18 protein-coding genes are annotated in these 17,883 nt (G+C 61.3%); 4 read left to right on the forward strand and 14 right to left on the reverse strand.

Translation table 11 applies throughout. The features are described 5' to 3' along the window. Window positions 1-6 precede the first annotated feature (6 nt). The 5 genes from AWB69_RS25565 to AWB69_RS48780 form a co-directional block, all read right to left on the reverse strand. Window positions 7-1,284: a glutamate-5-semialdehyde dehydrogenase gene (locus tag AWB69_RS25565; RefSeq protein ID WP_062890661.1), complete on the reverse strand. Its 1,278-nt coding sequence runs from the start codon at window positions 1,282-1,284 to the stop codon at window positions 7-9. A gap of 85 nt (window positions 1,285-1,369) precedes the next feature. Continuing rightward, window positions 1,370-2,497: a DNA polymerase III subunit delta gene (holA, locus tag AWB69_RS25570; protein ID WP_062089615.1), complete on the reverse strand. Its 1,128-nt coding sequence runs from the start codon at window positions 2,495-2,497 to the stop codon at window positions 1,370-1,372. A 23-nt stretch (window positions 2,498-2,520) separates the two neighbouring features. After that, window positions 2,521-3,072, reverse strand: coding sequence for an LPS-assembly lipoprotein LptE (locus AWB69_RS25575; protein ID WP_062089635.1), 552 nt, complete (start codon window positions 3,070-3,072; stop codon window positions 2,521-2,523). Window positions 3,073-3,164: 92 nt separating this feature from the next. After that, window positions 3,165-5,759 carry a leucine--tRNA ligase gene (leuS, locus tag AWB69_RS25580; RefSeq protein ID WP_062089616.1) on the reverse strand — a complete coding sequence of 865 codons (2,595 nt, stop codon included), beginning with the start codon at window positions 5,757-5,759 and terminating at the stop codon, window positions 3,165-3,167. A 526-nt stretch (window positions 5,760-6,285) separates the two neighbouring features. Continuing rightward, window positions 6,286-6,477 (reverse strand): hypothetical protein, encoded by a 192-nt coding sequence (locus AWB69_RS48780; RefSeq protein WP_197500319.1) that lies wholly within the window; start codon window positions 6,475-6,477, stop codon window positions 6,286-6,288. Window positions 6,478-6,895: 418 nt separating this feature from the next. On the opposite strand from AWB69_RS48780, the gene AWB69_RS50845 reads away from it, so the two are divergent. Beyond that, window positions 6,896-7,282, forward strand: a complete 387-nt coding sequence (locus tag AWB69_RS50845) for a fimbrial protein (protein ID WP_407923059.1) — start codon at window positions 6,896-6,898, stop codon at window positions 7,280-7,282. Window positions 7,283-7,372: 90 nt separating this feature from the next. On the opposite strand, the gene AWB69_RS25595 is transcribed toward AWB69_RS50845, so the two are convergent. The 4 genes from AWB69_RS25595 to AWB69_RS25610 all read right to left on the reverse strand — a co-directional run bounded on the left by AWB69_RS25595 (window position 7,373) and on the right by AWB69_RS25610 (window position 10,401). Next, window positions 7,373-7,798, reverse strand: a complete 426-nt coding sequence (locus AWB69_RS25595) for an ExbD/TolR family protein (RefSeq protein ID WP_062089619.1) — start codon at window positions 7,796-7,798, stop codon at window positions 7,373-7,375. A 48-nt stretch (window positions 7,799-7,846) separates the two neighbouring features. Continuing rightward, window positions 7,847-8,551: a MotA/TolQ/ExbB proton channel family protein gene (locus AWB69_RS25600; protein ID WP_062089620.1), complete on the reverse strand. Its 705-nt coding sequence runs from the start codon at window positions 8,549-8,551 to the stop codon at window positions 7,847-7,849. A 51-nt stretch (window positions 8,552-8,602) separates the two neighbouring features. Beyond that, window positions 8,603-9,400 carry a 4-hydroxy-tetrahydrodipicolinate reductase gene (gene dapB / locus AWB69_RS25605; protein ID WP_062089621.1) on the reverse strand — a complete coding sequence of 266 codons (798 nt, stop codon included), beginning with the start codon at window positions 9,398-9,400 and terminating at the stop codon, window positions 8,603-8,605. Window positions 9,401-9,546: 146 nt separating this feature from the next. After that, window positions 9,547-10,401, reverse strand: a complete 855-nt coding sequence (locus tag AWB69_RS25610) for an outer membrane protein assembly factor BamE (protein ID WP_062089622.1) — start codon at window positions 10,399-10,401, stop codon at window positions 9,547-9,549. Between the two features lie 200 nt (window positions 10,402-10,601). On the opposite strand from AWB69_RS25610, the gene fur reads away from it, so the two are divergent. Further along, a complete protein-coding gene (gene fur / locus AWB69_RS25615; RefSeq protein WP_062089623.1) occupies window positions 10,602-11,030 on the forward strand; it encodes a ferric iron uptake transcriptional regulator in 429 nt (142 codons plus the stop codon). 143 nt (window positions 11,031-11,173) lie between these two features. Here fur and gap read toward each other — a convergent pair whose 3' ends face one another. Both gap and tkt read right to left on the reverse strand, forming a co-directional pair. Next, window positions 11,174-12,184, reverse strand: coding sequence for a type I glyceraldehyde-3-phosphate dehydrogenase (gene gap / locus AWB69_RS25620; protein WP_062089624.1), 1,011 nt, complete (start codon window positions 12,182-12,184; stop codon window positions 11,174-11,176). An 89-nt stretch (window positions 12,185-12,273) separates the two neighbouring features. Then, window positions 12,274-14,304 carry a transketolase gene (gene tkt / locus AWB69_RS25625; protein ID WP_062089625.1) on the reverse strand — a complete coding sequence of 677 codons (2,031 nt, stop codon included), beginning with the start codon at window positions 14,302-14,304 and terminating at the stop codon, window positions 12,274-12,276. Between the two features lie 356 nt (window positions 14,305-14,660). On the opposite strand from tkt, the gene AWB69_RS25630 reads away from it, so the two are divergent. Then, entirely contained in the window at window positions 14,661-15,074 is a 414-nt protein-coding gene (locus AWB69_RS25630) for a VOC family protein (RefSeq protein ID WP_062089626.1), read from the forward strand. A 106-nt stretch (window positions 15,075-15,180) separates the two neighbouring features. Continuing rightward, a complete protein-coding gene (locus tag AWB69_RS25635; RefSeq protein WP_062089627.1) occupies window positions 15,181-15,918 on the forward strand; it encodes a 16S rRNA (uracil(1498)-N(3))-methyltransferase in 738 nt (245 codons plus the stop codon). Window positions 15,919-16,079: 161 nt separating this feature from the next. On the opposite strand, the gene AWB69_RS25640 is transcribed toward AWB69_RS25635, so the two are convergent. The 3 genes from AWB69_RS25640 to AWB69_RS50405 all read right to left on the reverse strand — a co-directional run. Beyond that, window positions 16,080-16,637, reverse strand: a complete 558-nt coding sequence (locus AWB69_RS25640) for a barstar family protein (RefSeq protein ID WP_062089636.1) — start codon at window positions 16,635-16,637, stop codon at window positions 16,080-16,082. 5 nt (window positions 16,638-16,642) lie between these two features. Further along, window positions 16,643-17,161 (reverse strand): ribonuclease, encoded by a 519-nt coding sequence (locus tag AWB69_RS25645; protein ID WP_062089628.1) that lies wholly within the window; start codon window positions 17,159-17,161, stop codon window positions 16,643-16,645. 599 nt (window positions 17,162-17,760) lie between these two features. After that, window positions 17,761-17,883 (reverse strand): phosphate acyltransferase (locus AWB69_RS50405; RefSeq protein ID WP_156528969.1); only part of this gene is annotated, 123 nt, incomplete at its 5' end.

The following is a 17,883-nucleotide window of genomic DNA, read 5'->3' on the forward strand; positions in this document are numbered from 1 at the left end:
CATCGATTATTGGCGCGATTCGCCGTGACCGAGCACGACGTATTTCAACGATGTCAGCCCGTCCAGCCCAACCGGTCCACGCGCGTGCAGCTTGTCGTTGGAAATGCCGATTTCCGCGCCGAGTCCAAATTCGAAACCATCGGCGAAACGGGTCGATGCATTCACCATCACGCTCGCAGAATCGACTTCGCGCAGGAAACGCATGGCGCGGTCGTGGTCTTCCGTGACGATCGCGTCGGTGTGATTCGAGCTGTAGGTGTTGATGTGATCGATAGCTTCGTCCAGATCGTTCACCAGCTTGATCGACAGGATGGGTGCGAGGTACTCGGTGCTCCAGTCGGCTTCGGTCGCATCGTTGAGGAGACCGTCGTATCTGGCTTCCTGCAGTACCGCGCGCGCAGCCGCGTCCACGCGCAACTCCACGTCTTTCGCCTTGAACGCCTTGGCCAGTAGCGGCAAGGCTTCTGCCGCGATGCCCTTTGCGACCAGCAAGGTTTCCATCGTGTTGCAGGTTCCGTAACGATGCGTTTTGGCGTTATCGCAGACGCTGAGCGCCTTCGCCAGATCCGCCCGGTCGTCCACGTAGACGTGGCAGATGCCGTCCAGGTGCTTGATCATGGGCACACGCGCTTCTTCCATCAGGCGCGCGATCAGGCTCTTGCCGCCCCGCGGCACGATCACGTCGACGTATTCGGTCATGGTGATCAGCTTGCCCACCGCCGCGCGATCCGCCGTTGCGACCACTTGCACGGCTTCTTGCGGCAACCCGGCCGCCTCCAGTCCTTCACCAATCAATTTCGCCAGCGCCGTGTTGCATTCCAGCGCCTCGGAACCGCCGCGCAGAATGGCCGCATTGCCGGATTTAAGACAAAGCGCGGCGGCGTCGATAGTCACGTTCGGCCGCGATTCGTAGATGATCCCGATCACGCCCAGCGGCACGCGCATCTGGCCCACCTGGATCCCGCTCGGACGGAACTTCAAACCGCTTATTTCACCAATGGGATCCGCGAGCGAAGCAACCTGCCGCAAGCCTTCGACCATGGTGTTCAAGGCTTTATCGGAGAGCGTCAGGCGGTCGATGAACGCAGCGTCGTAGCCTTTGTCGCGGGCACGGGCGAGATCTCGCGCGTTCGCGTCCTTCAGCGCAACGCGCTCGCGTTCGATCGCGTTTGCGACCGCTTCGAGTGCGGCATTTTTCGCCGCCGTCGATGCACGCGCCATCGCGCGCGAAGCCCGGCGCGCACGGCGGCCGAGGTCGGTCATATATTCGTCGATGTCGGTCATCGTCATTCTCTTGGTTTCGTTCGACGTTCGAGGTACAGCGCGGTTTTCGGCTTTTGGAGCCGAAGAGGGCAATTTTAAGCCGTTGTCAGGCTGGGCGCTTGTTAGCTGGTGGCGTCGGCTTCGTGGCAGGCGCGTTGCGTTGCAGCGGACTGCCCGATGACGCGACGGTCATCGCGAGTTCGAACATGCCGTCCCACGGGTCAGGCGGCGGATCGCCCGGGTTCGCACTGCCTCGCGGGCCAGTGCCGCCCGACAGGCCCTTGACCTGCCGGTCCAGCTTCGCCGCCAGCGACAACGCCTTTTCCAGCGCCGCCTCGGTCACCCGCGAAAGCGCAGGCCCGATCAGCCGTTCGCGCGGACCCCAGACGCGGTTCTCGCGCAGCAGCGTGGCGAGCGGCTTGCCGGCGGCCACGCCACGTTTCATCCGCAGCAGCGTGCGCACTTCTTCCACCAGCGCCCAGATCACGAGCGTTCCCGCTTCGCCTTCGCCCTTCAGGCCGTCAAGCATGCGTGTCAGACGGCCCACATCGCCGGTCAGCATGGCTTCGTTCAACTTGAACACGTCATAACGCGCGACGTTCAGCACGGCCTCGTGGATCTGCTCGAAAGTGAGCACGCCCGCCGGATACAGCAAACCCAGCTTCAGGATCTCCTGATGCGCGGCGAGCAGATTGCCCTCCACCCGTTCCGCGATAAACACCAGCGCGCGCCGCCCGTCTTCGCCGGGAGCCACGCGCTGGTTCTGCGCGCTCAGCCGCTGGCCAATCCACATAGGCAACTGCGCACGTTCGACCGGGTCGATCTTCATCATGACGCCCGGCCCGCTCAGCGCCGTGAACCACGCGGACTTCTGCGTGGCGGCGTCGAGGCGTGGCAAGGTGATGAGCGTGAGAACGTCGGGGTTATCGGCGGCGGCCAGGGTTTTCAGCGCCTCGCCGCCTTCCTTGCCGGGCTTGCCGGTGGGAATGCGTAACTCGACCAGTTGGCGATCGCCGAAGAGCGACATCGACTGGCTCGCGCCCAACAACGAACTCCAGTCGAAATAACGGTCGACGACAAACACCGAGCGATCCGTGAAACCCTGCGTCCGGGCGCTCGCGCGAATCTTGTCGCACGCTTCCTGCGCGAGCAGATGCTCGTCGCCATAAACGACGTACAAGCCTTTCAGCCCTTTCGCGAGATGCGCGTCGAGCGCGTCGAGTCGAAGTTGCATGGTTTTTTGCGAAGCTCCGGCGCTTACAGCGGCGGCACAGGCAATGGCGCACGCGGGGCGATGCCCGGCAACGCTTCACTCGGCGCTGGATGCAGCGAACGCACGACCGCAAGCCGGCGCGTCAACTGGTCCACGGCGTCGAATTGCATGTCGCGATAAAGCGTCTGCGCTTCAATACCCTTCGCGAGCGTGAACTGGTCGCTATACGTCAGCGCCCGATTCAGCGAAATCACACTCGGCGGAATCAGCAACGTACCGTCGGCGCCGACCATCGAGTAAGTCAAGTTGTAGTCGAGTTCATACTCCTGCACGACACCTTGTGCATTCAAACTCAAGGTCTTCATGCCGTTTGAGCCACCCAGCGTAAGGATGGCGTCGGGCTTTTCGGCCTGCTTGACGACCACGGTGTCACTGCCGCCTTCCACTACGCGCTGCAGGCGTCCGAGCATTTCGGGCGTACCGCCGACAATGGCGAGCCGCTTGAACGCGTAGTCCTGCTGACCACGCAACTGGAAACCGCAAGCGGACAGCAGCACCGCACTGCACGCCAGCGTCAGGATGGAGCGCCGGCTGATCGCGCGCTTCGTCTTCGTGTCGGTCGAACTCAAGCTGACAGCTTTCCTGCTCACAACGTCCTCCAGGATTTTCATGGCGCGCGATCTCCGGCTCATACGACCACGTTCACCAAACGGCCCGGCACCACGACGACCTTCTTCGGCGTGCGCCCTTCCGAAAATTTCTCGAACATCTCATGCGCGACCGCCGCCTTTTCGATGTCCTCGCGCGACGCGTCCTTCGCCACGGTGAGCGAACCGCGCATCTTGCCGTTGACCTGCAGCACGAGTTCGATTTCAGCCTGTTCGAGTGCGGCTTCGTCCACTTTCGGCCAGGCCGCGTCGAGCAAACTGCCATGCAGATCGGCGTAGCCGAGTTCCTGCCACAACTGGAACGTGATGTGCGGCACGACCGGATACAGGACACGCAGCAATACGCTGAAGGTCTCGTTGAGAACAGCGGGCGTTGCATCCTTCGCGCTATCCACCGCGTTCAGCATCTTCATGGCCGCCGAGACGACCGTGTTGTACTGCAAGCGGCCATAGTCGAAATCGGCCTGCTTCAGGATGGTGTAGATCTCGCGGCGCAGCGTGCGGTCCGTGTCGTTCAGCTTCGATGTATCTAGCTTCGCGTGCGTTTTCAGCACGTCCGCGCGGCCATGCGCAAGTTGCCATACGCGACGCAAGAAGCGGCTTGCGCCTTCCACGCCCGTGCCCGACCACTCGAGCGATTGCTCAGGCGGCGCGGCGAACATAACAAACAGACGCGCGGTGTCCGCACCGTAAGCATTGATCAACGATTGCGGATCGACACCATTGTTCTTCGACTTCGACATCTTCTCCACGCCGCCGATCACCACCGGCTGGCCATCAGCGTTGAGCACCGCGCCAACCGGGCGGCCTTTGTCGTCGTGCGTGACGGTGACGTCGGCGGGATTGATCCATGTCTTCTTGCCCGCTGCGTCCTCGCGGTAATACGTTTCGTTGAGCACCATGCCCTGCGTGAGCAGGTTCTTTGCCGGTTCATCAAACGTGACGAGACCCAGGTCGCGCATGACCTTGGTCCAGAAACGCGAGTACAGCAGGTGAAGAATCGCGTGCTCGATCCCGCCGATGTACTGATCCATCGGCATCCAGTAGTCGGTGCGCTTGTCGACCATGGTTACCGCGTCAGGTGCTGCGTATCGCGAGAAATACCACGCGGAATCGACGAACGTGTCCATGGTGTCCGTCTCGCGTTTAGCGGGTGCACCGCACTTCGGGCACGTGCAATTGACGAACGCTTCGGACTTCGCGAGCGGATTGCCCGTGCCGTCCGGCACGAGGTCTTCCGGCAGCACGACCGGCAGGTCCGCTTCCGGCACCGGCACGTCACCGCACGTGGGGCAGTGGATGATCGGGATCGGCGTGCCCCAGTAACGCTGGCGAGATATGCCCCAGTCGCGCAAGCGCCAGGTGATTTGCTTGTCGCCCAGGTTCTGCGCTTTCAGGTCGGCGGCGATTGCGGTGGTTGCTTCTTCGAAATCAAGGCCATCGTACTTGCCGCTATTGACCAGCGTGCCCGCGCCCTTTTCCGCGTACCACTCTTGCCAGGCGTCCGTGCTGTAGGCCTTGCCTTCAACCGCAACCACTTGCTTGATCGGCAGCGCGTATTTCTTCGCGAACGCGAAATCACGTTCGTCGTGTGCCGGCACGCCCATCACGGCGCCTTCGCCATAGCTCATCAGCACGTAGTTGCCGACCCACACTTCGACCTTCTCGTGCGTCAGCGGATGCGTGACGAAAAAGCCCGTGGGCATGCCCTTCTTTTCCATCGTCGCGACGTCGGCTTCAGCCACGCCGCCGCGTTTGCATTCTTCGATGAACGCTTGCAGGTCCGCGTTATCGCGAGCAAGGCGCGTTGCCAGCGGATGTTCCGCGGCAACCGCGGCGAAAGTCACGCCCATGATGGTGTCCGCGCGCGTGGTGAACACGCGCAGCAGTTTGCTTTCGCCGTCGATCTCGTACGGGAAGCCGAAATTCACGCCGAAGCTCTTGCCGATCCAGTTCTGCTGCATCACCTTCACGCGCTCGGGCCAGCCGAGGCCTTCCAGGTCGCCGAGCAACTGGTCCGCATATTCCGTGATGCGCATGTAGTACATCGGGATTTCGCGCTTTTCCACCAGCGCGCCCGAGCGCCAGCCGCGCCCGTCGATCACTTGCTCATTGGCGAGCACGGTCTGGTCTTCAGGGTCCCAGTTCACCGTCCCGGTCTTTTTATACGCGATGCCCTTTTCCAGCATCTTCAGGAACAGCCACTGGTTCCACTTGTAGTACTCGGGCTTGCACGACGCGATTTCCCGCGACCAGTCGATAGCGAGGCCCATCGACTGCATCTGCTTCTTCATGTAGTCGATGTTGTCATACGTCCACTTCGCCGGCGGCACGTTGTTCGCCATTGCCGCGTTTTCCGCCGGCATGCCGAACGCGTCCCAGCCCATGGGCATCAGCACGTTGTGGCCGTTCATGCGCAGGAACCGGTACATCACGTCGTTGATCGTGTAGTTGCGCACGTGCCCCATGTGGAGCTTGCCCGACGGGTACGGCAGCATGGACACGCAGTAGAACTTGGGCTTGTCGCTGGTTTCGGTCGACCGGTAGACGTCTTTCGCGCGCCAGTCGCTTTGCGCTGCGGATTCGACGTCGGCGGGTACGTATTTATCTTGCATGGTTTGTTTGGCTTTTCGGCTTGGGCGGGCGGCGGGCTGCCAGCGGGTGCTCGCCCGGATTTCCACGGAAATTTGCTTTGGCTAGGCGTGCGTGCGAGGCAAAGGGCGATTATACCGGCGCGCGAACCCGAGGGCGACGCGCCGCCGGTTACGAAATGCTGGCGGCACCTCGCCAGCGTCCTGCAGCGCCTGCCTGCGGAGGCGCCCTGGTCGCCCGGACTCTGGCATATCGGCTTCGCGCAGAACGAGCGGGCACGATATCGCAAAAAGAAACTCACTGTGCACAGAGCCGAGATTGACGTCGAGTAAGGACTGAACGAATGATGATTCCCGGATATCGGGGCAGACAACATCTTCCCCCGGGAAACTGTCGGCCGTCTTCTCGAAGATGGCAACCTGGCGCAGTTCGGCGAACCTTTTACTCTGCTCCGGTACTTCGTTGCATGCGATCCAGCAATCCCACCATGGAATGCTCGAACTGAACGCCGATCACTTCTTCAAGAGCTAACGACCAAATGAATTCAATCTATGCGATCCCCACCTCCTCGCGGAAGTTCTCGGACGGGTCGCGCTCGCGGACACAGCGCCTGCGATACGCCATGGCCATGCTCTTGCTGGTGCTTTCAGCACTTGTCGCGTCACCCGCACATGCACAGGTTTCATGTGAAGTACTCGATACCGGCAAAGTGGTCACAGCCGGCGTGATCTCGGTTCCCATGAACGCGGCACCGGGGACGACGGTGATGAAATTGGCGTCCGCCTCCTTCCGAGGCGACTGCTACTTTCAGAGCCTGCCAGCGAGCGGCGTACTCATTGTCAGGCTGAGTATCAGCACCGCGCCAGCGACCGGATTTACCGACGTCTATCCAACTAACATAAGCGGCCTCGGTGTTCGCTATACCGTGGACTCGGGGACAGGGTGCGATGCTACCAACACCCCGATTGCGACAAGTCTGGATATAACGTGCGACGTGAGCGCTGACGGCACCTTTGTACACGTATATACCCCGATGTCAGTTACGGTAAGCTTTGTAGTGACGGGCATCATCAACGGAGGAGCCTCAACGCTGTCGAGCATTCCCAGCGTTGGCACTGCGGTTAGAATCCAATCAGGGTTATCGTGGACTAAGCCAGCGATGTACACGGGCACTGCAAGCGGCACGCTCAGCACGGCGACATGCTCAGTCCAGACCCAGGCGCCGGCCGTTGACCTTCCTACCGTAACAACACGCGCACTCTCAAGCGGGATAGGAGCCACGGCAGGTCGAACGGGGTTCAGCCTGAGCTTTTCTTGCGTGCGGGGCGCGAGAGTGTCAATTGTCATTACGGACGCCGTTACGCCGGAGAATCGGACTAACGTACTCACTTTGGCACCCGATTCCACCGCGAAAGGCGTCGGTATTCAGATACTTCGTGACCAAAGCACTCTGGTGCTTTTTGGCCCGGATGCGGTAGGTCAAAGCGTTGCTAACCAATGGTTAATCGGCGCATCGCCCGACGGCCTGCTTACGTTACCGCTGTAGGCACAATATGTTCGAACCGGTAACGTAACGCCGGGACATCTCAGAGCGCTGGCGACTTTCACGATGTCGTATCAATAGGTCAATGATTTCCTATCGGGCCGGCTTGACCTGATCGGTCACGAAGCCGATCTTGTTGAGACCGGCGCCCTGCGCCGCGCCCATTACCTGAGCAATCACGTCATAACGCGTCGCGCTCGATGCCCTCAGGTGAATCTCCGGCGGCGTTGCGCGTTTGCCTTCAGCCACGAACCGGGTACGCATCTGATCAAGCGTAATCGGCTTGTCGTTCCAGTAAATCTTGCCTGCATCATCGATGGAAAGCGTGATGGTCTCAGGCGTCTCGCGCGCCACTTGCGACGCGACCTTCGGCAAATCGAGCCGGATCGCATGCGTGAACAACGGCGCCGTGATGATGAAAATCACCAGCAGCACAAGCATGACGTCGATCAACGGCGTCATGTTGATCTCCGCCATGGGCGCGCCGTTCGATTTCTTGTCCAGTCCGCCGAATGCCATGATGTGCTCGTCCGGGTGGGGGTATTAAAGAGTCGGCTGGTGCCTTGATTAAACCACGCGGTCTTGCACCGGCGCGCTTTTGACGCGGCGTGGCGCCACGCCGCTCGTGTACGCGTGGAGGTCGTGAGCGAAGCCGTCGAGTTCCTCGGAAATCTGCCGTACAAGCCGACCGAGCACGTTGTACGCAAGCACAGCCGGGATGGCCACGACCAGGCCGAACGCCGTCATGATCAGCGCCTCGCCCACCGGTCCCGCCACATTTTCGATCATCGCTTGCCCGCTCGCGGCAATGCTGCCGAGCGCGTGATAAATGCCCCACACGGTGCCGAGCAAACCGACGAACGGCGCGGTACTTCCCACCGACGCCAGCAGAACCTGTCCGAACTCAAGCCGCCTTTGCGACGCCAGCAACGCGTGCCGCAACGCGCGCAATACGCGCTCACCCGGCTCCACATGTGCGATCAGCGCACCGGGCATTTCTGCCTCCGACGCCCGCCACGCAGCCACCGCAAGCGGCAAATACACGCCTTCCCGATCCAGCTTGCGCAATTCCGCGATCCCTTCGGCCAGCGTCGGCGCCTGCCAGAAACGCTGCACGGCGCGCGGTCCCTGACGCTTCGCGCGGATCAGGACCCACGCCTTCACGATGAGAAAACACCAGCTCGCCACCGACATGGCCAGAAGCACACCCGCGACGGCATGCGTAATGCCGTCGCTGCTCTGCAGATAATGGAAGATGCCGGTTGTAGCCATCGGACAAAAACCCCGGGTTTGAGTGGCTCAGGATCAGGCTGAGAGTCAGGCTCAGCGCAGACCGAGCACGTCTTGCATATCGAAGAAACCGCGCTCACGGCCCGCAAGAAAGTGCGCGGCGCGCAACGAGCCCTGCGCATAAGACAGCCGGTTGGCCGATTTGTGCGTGATCTCGATCCGCTCGCCAATGCCCGCGAACAGCACAGTGTGGTCGCCGACAATGTCACCGCCGCGAATGGCGGCGAAACCGATGGTGGAGGGATCACGTTCGCCGGTCACGCCTTCGCGCCCGTACACCGCGCAATCCTTCAGCTCGCGGCCGAGCGCATGGGCAATGGTTTCACCCATCGCAAGCGCAGTGCCCGAGGGCGCGTCGACCTTGTGCCGGTGGTGCGCCTCGATAATCTCGATGTCGTAGCCTTCAGCGAAATGCCGCGCCGCGAACTCGAGCAGCTTGAGCGTCACGTTCACGCCCACGCTCATGTTCGGCGCAAACACAATGCCGATTTTTTCACCAGCGGCGCGCAATTGGGCTTTTTGGTTATCGTCGAAACCGGTCGTGCCGATAACCATCTTCACGTTATGCCGCAACGCCGCTTCCAGATGCACGAGCGTGCCTTCGGGACGCGTGAAGTCGATCAGCAGATCCGCGTTGGCGAAAACCTGCTCGATATTGTCCATCAGCACAACACCCGTCTCTTGTCCGAGGAAAGCGCCTGCGTCCTGGCCGAGTTGCGGCGCTCCGGTTCTGTCGAGCGCACCGGTCAGCGTGGCGTTGGCGTCCTTGAGAACGGTTTCTATGAGCATGCGGCCCATGCGGCCCGATGCGCCGGCAATGGCGATTTTCATGGCGTGTCTCGCGTGAGTTGAGGCTACGAAGTCAGAAGCATGGAAGCGATAAGGCCGCCGCTTGGCGCGCGGCCGCCGGGGCAGGACGGGTCTCGACTAAACCAGACAAAGCTGGCGGGCAAATTCTGCCGGCCCGCCATTTCTGCTTAGTTGGTGGTCGTCGCCGGCACGGAGGACGCGCCAAGGCCGCTGCTCGTGTCCGCCGGAGCGGACGACGACGGGCCTTGCGGACCCACCGCGTTGCTGTCCGGCACCGTGACCGGATTCGGACGACGCTGCAACTGGATCTGCGAGTTGCCTGCGGCGCTCACGTTCGGCGGCAATCCCGGGCTGCCCGGCACGGTCGGCATGGCCGACGAGCGGGTGCGGCCCGTGGGCGCCTGCACGGCGTCGGTCGCGCGATTGGCGGCCTGGGCGGCTTGCTGGTTGGCGTCACCGGCAAATGCGCTCGACGCATTCGATGCATCCGGCTGAACGCCCGGCGCACTCGCCGCTCCCGCGACCGCTGCACCGCTGGCTGACGTACCCGCTGCCATTGCCGCCGACGTGGCGCTAGCCCCGCTGGCTGCTGCAGCCGTGGCCGCAGCCGTAGCGGCGGCCAGCTTACGGCCCTTGTCGCCGTCAATTTCAGCAAGCAATTCAAGATTCGATGGCAAACCCTCGCCGCCTGACCAGCTCGCCACGCGGTCGCCCGCGAACAGCACGACGAAATCACGCTGCTGCACGACCGCCGTGGAGCCGCGCTTGAAATAGAAGATGTAGTCCCAGCGATCCGCATGGAACATGTCCGCCAGCAACGGCGTGCCGAGCAGCGCCTTCACCTGGTCGCGCGTCATGCCGGTCTTCATCTGGCTGGCGGCTTCCGCCGAAACGAAGTTCCCCTGTACAACCGTAATCCGATACGGTGTGATGTGCTGCGCGAAGGTCTGCGTAACGCTATCGTAAGTGGAACAACCGGCCAGGACGGTCATAGTGGCGGCAGCGATCAAAGTTCCGCGCATACGACGGCTCTCCCGGCTATTCAATAAAGATTTTAGAAACATTTCACCCTTCATTTCACCCTTCGCCTGGCCCATCGCCCGTGGGGGCGCAAGAATTTCGGAGTCTTTCGGAGATCGCGCCATTTCGTTCGGATGGTGACCGGAACGGTAAAAACGCATTACTATGAGAACCTTGAATTGTACTCTAGGGATGCCTAGCGATGACCAATCCCGCCGATCTGAAAAATATCGGGCTGAAGGCGACCTTGCCCCGGCTCAAGATACTTGAGATTTTCCAGCATAGTCCTGTGCGTCACCTGACTGCAGAAGACGTGTATAGAAACCTGTTGCATGAGGAACTCGACATCGGTCTCGCCACCGTATACCGCGTGCTCACGCAGTTCGAGCAAGCTGGCCTGCTTTCCCGCAGTAACTTCGAGTCGGGCAAAGCCGTGTTCGAGCTCAACGAAGGGACCCATCATGACCACCTGGTGTGTCTGGACTGCGGCATGGTGGAAGAGTTCTTCGACGCCGAGATCGAAAGCCGTCAGCAGGATATTGCGAAGCACCGCGGCTTCAAGCTGCACGAACATGCCCTCGCGCTGTATGGCACCTGCACGAAGGAGCAATGCCCGCACAGGAAGAACTGATTTCGAATGACAGTTCAGGCGCGTGATGTTGGCGCGCCCAAGTGTGAAAAAGCCGCCGGTTCTTGCAAACCGGCGGCTTTTTTTTTCAGCTTGATTTCAATGCGTTACCTGGCGGCTTTGCTTCACCGCCTTACTTCGCCGCTTTACTTCGCATTCGCCAGCGCGACAGCCGTGTCCAGCATGCGGTTCGAGAAGCCCCACTCGTTGTCATACCAGCTCGACACCTTCACCAGGCGGCCAGACACCTTCGTGAGCGTCGCGTCGAACGTCGACGAAGCCGGGTTATGGTTGAAGTCGATCGACACCAGCGGCGCCGTGTTGTAGCCCAGGATGCCCTTCAACGCGCCTTCCGATGCTTCCTTCATGATCGAGTTCACTTCATCGACCGTCGTGTCGCGCGCGGCGATAAACGACAAGTCGACGATCGACACATTGATGGTCGGAACACGAATGGCGTAACCATCCAGCTTGCCGTTCAGTTCCGGCAACACCAGGCCCACCGCCGACGCAGCACCCGTCTTCGTCGGGATCTGGCTGTGCGTGGCCGAGCGGGCGCGGCGCAGGTCCTCGTGATACACGTCGGTCAGCACCTGGTCGTTCGTGTACGCGTGGATGGTCGTCATCAGGCCGTTCACCAGGCCGATCTTGTCGTTGAGCGGCTTGACGAGCGGCGCCAGGCAGTTCGTCGTGCACGATGCGTTCGAGATAACCGTATCCGACGCCTTCAGCACATGGTGATTCACGCCATAGACGATAGTCGCGTCAACGTCCTTGCCGCCCGGCGCCGAGATGATGACCTTCTTCGCGCCGCCCTTGATGTGGGCGCTGGCCTTTTCTTTCGTGGTGAAGAAGCCGGTGCATTCCAGCACGACGTCCACGTTCAGCTCGCCCCAGGGCAATTCAGCCGGGTTGCGGGTAGCCAGCACGCGGATGCGGTCGCCGTTGACCACGAGGTAGTCGCCGTCCACCGACACTTCGCCCGGGAACTTGCCGTGCGCCGTGTCGTACTGCGTCAGGTGCGCGTTCGTGGCGGCATCGCCGAGGTCGTTGATGGCAACGATCTCGATGTCGTGCTTCTTGCCGTTTTCATACAAGGCACGCAGCGTATTGCGGCCGATCCGGCCGTAGCCGTTGATTGCAACGCGAATCGTCATGGTCTATCTCCTGATGGCTGAAAAAAAGTTCCAGTTCGCTGCTGCGGGGCTTGCCAGGTCAGCGCCGGTAGCACTGACCCATCGCCCTGTCAGCCCGCGAGCGCGGCTTTCGCCGTCTCCACGACATGCTCGACGGTGAAGCCGAAATACTTGAAAAGCTCGCCGGCGGGCGCGGACTCGCCGAACGAATCAATACCCACCACGCCGCCTTCGAGACCCACATACTTGCGCCAGAAATCGGTCACACCGGCTTCGATCGCCACGCGCACGACGCCCTTCGGCAACACGCGGTCGCGATATTCCTGGTCTTGCAGATCAAACACGTTCGTACACGGCATGGACACGATGCGCGCGCCAATGCCTTCCTGCGCCAGTTTCTCGCCGGCCTTCAGCGCCAGTTCGACTTCCGAGCCCGTCGCGATGAGGATGATCTTGCGTGCCGGGATGTCGTCGTTCCAGTCGCGCAGCACGTAGCCGCCCTTCGAGATGTTCGCGATCTGTACGTCGTTACGCGGCGAGAACAGCAGGTTCTGACGCGTGAAAATCAGCGCCGACGGCCCTTTGTGCTCAATGGCGAACGTCCAGGCCACAGCGGTCTCGACGGTATCCGCCGGACGCCACACTTGTAAGTGCGGAATCAGCCGCAAGCTCGACGTTTGCTCCACCGACTGATGCGTCGGGCCGTCTTCGCCCAGGCCGATCGAATCGTGCGTGAACACGAAGATGGACGGCGCCTTCATCAGTGCAGCCACGCGCAGCGCGTTGCGGCTGTAGTCCGAGAATGTCAGGAAAGTGCCGCCAAACGGACGATAGCCGCCATGCAGCACGATGCCGTTGATGGCCGCGCTCATGCCGAACTCGCGCACGCCGTAGTTGATGTGGTTGCCCCACTGGATGTCGGTCGTGCCCTCACCGGCGCGCACCGGCTTCGATGCCTTCCAGTTCGTCAGATTCGAGCCCGTCAGGTCGGCGGAGCCGCCCAGCAGTTCCGGCAGCGCGGCGGCGAGGCCGTCGAGCGTTTGCTGCGAAGCCTTGCGGGTGGCAATGGTTTCGCCCTTCTGATTCGCCGCTTCAACAATGTCCTTCGCGTCCTGCGCCCACTTGGCCGGCAGTTCGCCGTTCATCCGGCGTACGAATTCAGCGGCTTCGGCCGAATGCTTCGCGCGATACGCATCGAACTGCTTGTTCCATTCGCTTTCCGCGCGGGCACCGGCTTCCTTCGCGTCCCACGCTGCATAGACTTCCTGCGGAATCACGAACGGTTCCCAGGTCCAGCCCATGCCGGCACGAGCGTCCGCGATTTCCTTGGCGCCCAGCGGCGCGCCGTGCGAATCGTGGCTGCCTTGCTTCGTCGGCGCGCCCTTGCCGATGGTCGTGCGGCAGCAGATCAGCGTGGGTTTATCCGAGTTCTTCGCTTGCGCAATGGCCGCGTCCACCGCGTCCACGTTGTGGCCGTCCACCGCGCGGATCACGTTCCAGCCGTAGGCTTCGAAACGCTTCGGGGTGTCGTCGTGGAACCAGTGCTCCACATGACCGTCGATGGAAATACCGTTGTCATCGTACAGCGCGATCAGCTTGTGCAGCTTGAGCGTGCCGGCGAACGAACAGGCTTCGTGCGAGATGCCTTCCATCATGCAGCCGTCGCCGAGGAACACGTACGTGTGGTGGTCGACGATCTTCGCGCCGTCCTTGTTGAACTCGGCTGCGAGCAGCGCTTCGGCAAGCGCCATGCCGACCGCGTTCGCCAGACCCTGGCCAAGCGGGCCGGTGGTCGTTTCAACGCCCGGCGTCATGCCGTATTCCGGGTGTCCCGGCGTCTTCGAATGCAGTTGGCGGAAATTCTTGAGTTCGTTGATCGGCAGGTCGTAGCCGGTCAGGTGCAGCAACGAATACAGCAGCATGGAACCATGACCGTTCGACAGGACGAAACGATCGCGGTCGGCCCAGTGCGGGTTACCCGGGTTGTGCTTCAGGTGGCGCGACCAGAGCGCGACACCAATTTCCGCCATGCCCATTGGCATGCCCGGATGGCCGGAGTTGGCTTGTTGAACGGCGTCCATTGCCAGCGCACGGATTGCGTTGGCCATCAGGGTGGTCTGGCTGGAAGTCGGGGTCGTCATGTCGAGTCCGGTAGGTCCTGAAAAGATCCTGGGATGATTCTGGGCGACGCACCGGAGCAAACGATGAAGCACCGTTTTCAACACCCGGAGCGACGAGAAACGAAGAGGATCGGAAGCCGGTTATTCTAGCAGACGACTTTGAGGCGCTGGCGCGAGGGCCGGAGCGACCCGGGCGGCGCCGAAGGGGATTGCCCGGGGAAAGATCAATCATGACGAATGCCTCGCGCGGGCACGTTCCCTGCATCGACACATCGCGCCGACGCGACGTAGCGCCGCAACAGGAATCCGCTCAGCCCTTCTGCCAAAGGGCGCCATGGCACAATGCACCTGTCAGCCGAGCTCGAGGAGAAGCCCATATGTCCGACCCCCGCCCCGCCGATGTGCCGTGGCTCACGCCTTACCTGACTGTTCGCGACGCCCGTGTCTCCACCGGCTTCTACGAACAGGCGCTAGGTTTTGCGGTGCGTGACAGCGTCAACGACGACGGCGCCGTGATCCACGTCGAGATGACGTATCGCGGACAGTTGATCCTGATGTTCGCGCCCGAAGGCGCCTACGGTTCGCACGCGAAGACGCCCAAGAGCACGGGTCTGATGGCGCCGCAATCGTTCTATCTCTACGTCGACGATGTAGACGCCGCGTTCGCGCGCGCCGTCGCGGTTGGCGCGAAGCCGCTGATCGAACCCCAAGACCAGTACTGGGGCGACCGTTTTGCGCAGTTCGAAGACCCGGACGGGTATCGCTGGGCAATCGCCCGGCATTTGAATTAGGCTGGGTCCGTCGCGTTCCATGTTGTTGGTCGAAGGTTGAACGGATAACGCTCAAGCACCCATCACTTCCCTGCCCGCGCACTTCCTTGTCCGGGCGAGTTACTTCATGCCACGTTTCTTTGTTGCCAGTCCGCTCGTCGCGGGCGAAATCATGAGCTTGCCGGACGATGTCGTCCGCCATGTTCATGTCCTGCGTCTGCAATCAGACGACACCGTCTGTCTCTTCAACGGCTCGGGCGGTGAATATCACGCGCGTCTGGTTGAAATCGGCAAGCGGACGGCGACCGTGCAACTCGATGAATTCACCGACCGCGAAGCGGAAGCGCCGTATCGAGTCACTCTGGCGCAAGGTGTGGCAGGCGGCGACAAGATGGACTGGCTGATCGAGAAGGCGGTGGAACTGGGAGTGTCGTCCGTCGTTCCGCTCACGGCCGAGCGCGGCGTGGTGCGGCTGTCGGGTGAACGCGCGGCGCGTCGGCAAGGACATTGGCAGGCGCTGGTGCGGGCCGCGTGCGAGCAATGCGGAAGAAACCGGGTGCCGGACGTAACGGCGCCTCAGGACCTGGATAAATGGCTTGGCAACCTGCCGCCCGCGCAGGACGGCGAGTTGCGGCTCCTCCTGTCGCCACGGGCGCAGCTTGGTTTTGCGTCTTTGCCCGCAAGCGCGCCCGCGGCACCCGTGACCATTGCGATCGGGCCGGAAGCCGGGTTTTCGCCGGCAGAGGAAGCGGCCATTGTCGATGCCGGTTTTGCCACCCTTGGCCTCGGACCTCGCATCTTGCGCACCGAGACGGCTGGCATTGCAGTCCTTGCGGCGCTCGCCGCGCGCTGGGGCGGGTGGTGAATCAACCACCGCCTCGCTGCAATTCATCCCCAAATCAAACGCAAAAAAGCCGGCCAGCGCCTGTGTTTAACAGACGACGACCGGCTTTCCAACCTCTTTGCGCTGAGAACACTCAGCAGTATCAGCTCCGCGACGCAGGCGCTTATCTTCGGGCGAACCGCTCAGGCGAACGAGTAAAACACCCTGAACGCAACCCGCCGTTCCGCCCAGAATTCTGACGCTTCGCGAAATACGTCGAGCAAGGTCTCACGACCTTCCTTGTCAAATTTCTGCGCAACGGGGAGCGCTTCCAGCACGATCACGAAACCCGGTTGCGAACCGGCTTTGTGCACGAGGTCAGTGAGACTGTCGTACAGCGCGTCATAGTTCTTCCCAAAGTGCTTGGGAAACAAAAACGACGTGGCGATAGTTTCAAGCACTTCCTGCTTGCTCTGGGCCTGCCCGCAATACGCGTAAAGAAAATGCTGGCCCAGCTTGCTCGCTTCGTCGGCGAGATCCTGAACCCTGAAAGCGCGGATCGACTGCACGATATTCGATCGTACCGTCTTGAAAAGACTCATAGACCCCTCGTTCAATGATGACAGCGCCGCGCTCTGCTCGTCGTCGGGTCGATTTTCTTCTGTCGTGCGAAGTCGCAAAACTCGCTGGAACATGTTGCCATCGCCGGCGAAAAGATCACCCGCGACACCGTTGTCGTGCGCGTAGATGTTGTCGCTCATGCCGTTCATCCCGAAGTTAATCCCGCAATGCGTTTAAAACTCACGTAATGGTCGTCGGTATAGAAGCAGTTGTCGATCTGCCGACGAGGCCCACCACATACGATCCGACGTGCGCCGCGATCGCGGGCGCGCGGCGTAGGAACGGTGTATTCGTGGTAAAAGCCGCGCGGGTGCGGCGGCAGGATACGCTCGCGGTTGCCGAACACGATGCCGTCTTTCTCATACGGGAAAGGTCCGCCAGCCTCGATCCGCCGCAGCGTCACAATGGCCTGTTTGGGCAATTGCGCGGCGTCGACGGTAGTCTGCGACGGTTCCGAACCCGTTGATGCGGTATCGCGCCAGTTCCCTGCGCGCGGATCGCTTTTCAGCTTGTCCTTGTCTTGCAACACGTGCGGCGGTTCCGCCTGCGACGCAACTGCAGAGGTATTCGCAGACGGGCTTTGGGAATCCGGCCCGCTTTTCCCGCAGCCGCTCAACACCCAGGAAAGCGCCACGATAAACCCACAAAACCACGCGCGCTTCACGAAACCTGTCCCCGCTTTGAACCCAAAAATATGACGACCATGAAAGACGTAAGGGTATCGCTAATGACACGCGGAATCAATGTCGGTTCGGAAGATGCCAATTTTTTGGGCGGGCCTTGCGTCCTATCGGGCCGTTGCATGCGGCCTGCCGCCGGTTTTGTGTCCGTCGCCCATAAAATAGGGCCAAATTATATTTAGGATAAAACTGAGATATTTTTATCTTGAACAGGTTAATAATGACTTCATGCGTGGTTTAGGGAGTGGAACCAGTGTCGCCTCTCTCGCGAAGCTCCCACGGCGCAAAGCCGGCACCATCGCTGTTTGGAGGAGAAAGCAAATCCCCTTGCATGCCTCAAAGCGTGCCGGATCATCCGGCACGCTCTTTTTTCGTTCGCGGATCTGGCGCAACCATCAGGAATCCGATCATCCACTGATCCGATCACTAGTCCGGGTAGACACTGCTAGGGCCATACAACGCGTGTCGACGCACAATAAAAAGAGGGATTGCGACTACTTGCCGCAATCCCTCCCGCAATCCCTCTCACTTAAGTTCCGCCCGAACTCGCCAGCCCCGCGCGGGCGTTCGGACGTTAAGCCGCTTACCGTGCCACAGCCGTTGCGTCCGCCACCAGCAACGCCGTCATGTTGACGATCCGGCGCACCGTAGCCGACGCCGTCAGCACATGCACCGGCTGGGCCGCGCCCAGCAGGATCGGGCCAAT

Origin of the sequence: Caballeronia udeis, assembly GCF_001544555.2 — a bacterium.
GTDB classification, from domain to species: domain Bacteria; phylum Pseudomonadota; class Gammaproteobacteria; order Burkholderiales; family Burkholderiaceae; genus Caballeronia; species Caballeronia udeis.

Bases quoted from the DNA above. Each gene is read 5' to 3' on its own strand.
- tkt (WP_062089625.1), bottom strand. From the start codon at position 14,304: ATGACGACCCCGACTTCCAGCCAGACCACCCTGATGGCCAACGCAATC.
- AWB69_RS25595 (WP_062089619.1), bottom strand. From the start codon at position 7,798: ATGGCATTCGGCGGACTGGACAAGAAATCGAACGGCGCGCCCATGGCG.
- AWB69_RS50845 (WP_407923059.1), top strand. From the start codon at position 6,896: ATGTACACGGGCACTGCAAGCGGCACGCTCAGCACGGCGACATGCTCA.
- AWB69_RS25635 (WP_062089627.1), top strand. From the start codon at position 15,181: ATGCCACGTTTCTTTGTTGCCAGTCCGCTCGTCGCGGGCGAAATCATG.
- AWB69_RS25565 (WP_062890661.1), bottom strand. From the start codon at position 1,284: ATGACCGACATCGACGAATATATGACCGACCTCGGCCGCCGTGCGCGC.
- leuS (WP_062089616.1), bottom strand. From the start codon at position 5,759: ATGCAAGATAAATACGTACCCGCCGACGTCGAATCCGCAGCGCAAAGC.
- AWB69_RS25640 (WP_062089636.1), bottom strand. From the start codon at position 16,637: ATGAGCGACAACATCTACGCGCACGACAACGGTGTCGCGGGTGATCTT.
- AWB69_RS25630 (WP_062089626.1), top strand. From the start codon at position 14,661: ATGTCCGACCCCCGCCCCGCCGATGTGCCGTGGCTCACGCCTTACCTG.
- AWB69_RS48780 (WP_197500319.1), bottom strand. From the start codon at position 6,477: ATGGGAACCGAGATCACGCCGGCTGTGACCACTTTGCCGGTATCGAGT.
- AWB69_RS25600 (WP_062089620.1), bottom strand. From the start codon at position 8,551: ATGGCTACAACCGGCATCTTCCATTATCTGCAGAGCAGCGACGGCATT.
- dapB (WP_062089621.1), bottom strand. From the start codon at position 9,400: ATGAAAATCGCCATTGCCGGCGCATCGGGCCGCATGGGCCGCATGCTC.
- fur (WP_062089623.1), top strand. From the start codon at position 10,602: ATGACCAATCCCGCCGATCTGAAAAATATCGGGCTGAAGGCGACCTTG.
- gap (WP_062089624.1), bottom strand. From the start codon at position 12,184: ATGACGATTCGCGTTGCAATCAACGGCTACGGCCGGATCGGCCGCAAT.
- AWB69_RS25610 (WP_062089622.1), bottom strand. From the start codon at position 10,401: ATGCGCGGAACTTTGATCGCTGCCGCCACTATGACCGTCCTGGCCGGT.
- holA (WP_062089615.1), bottom strand. From the start codon at position 2,497: ATGCAACTTCGACTCGACGCGCTCGACGCGCATCTCGCGAAAGGGCTG.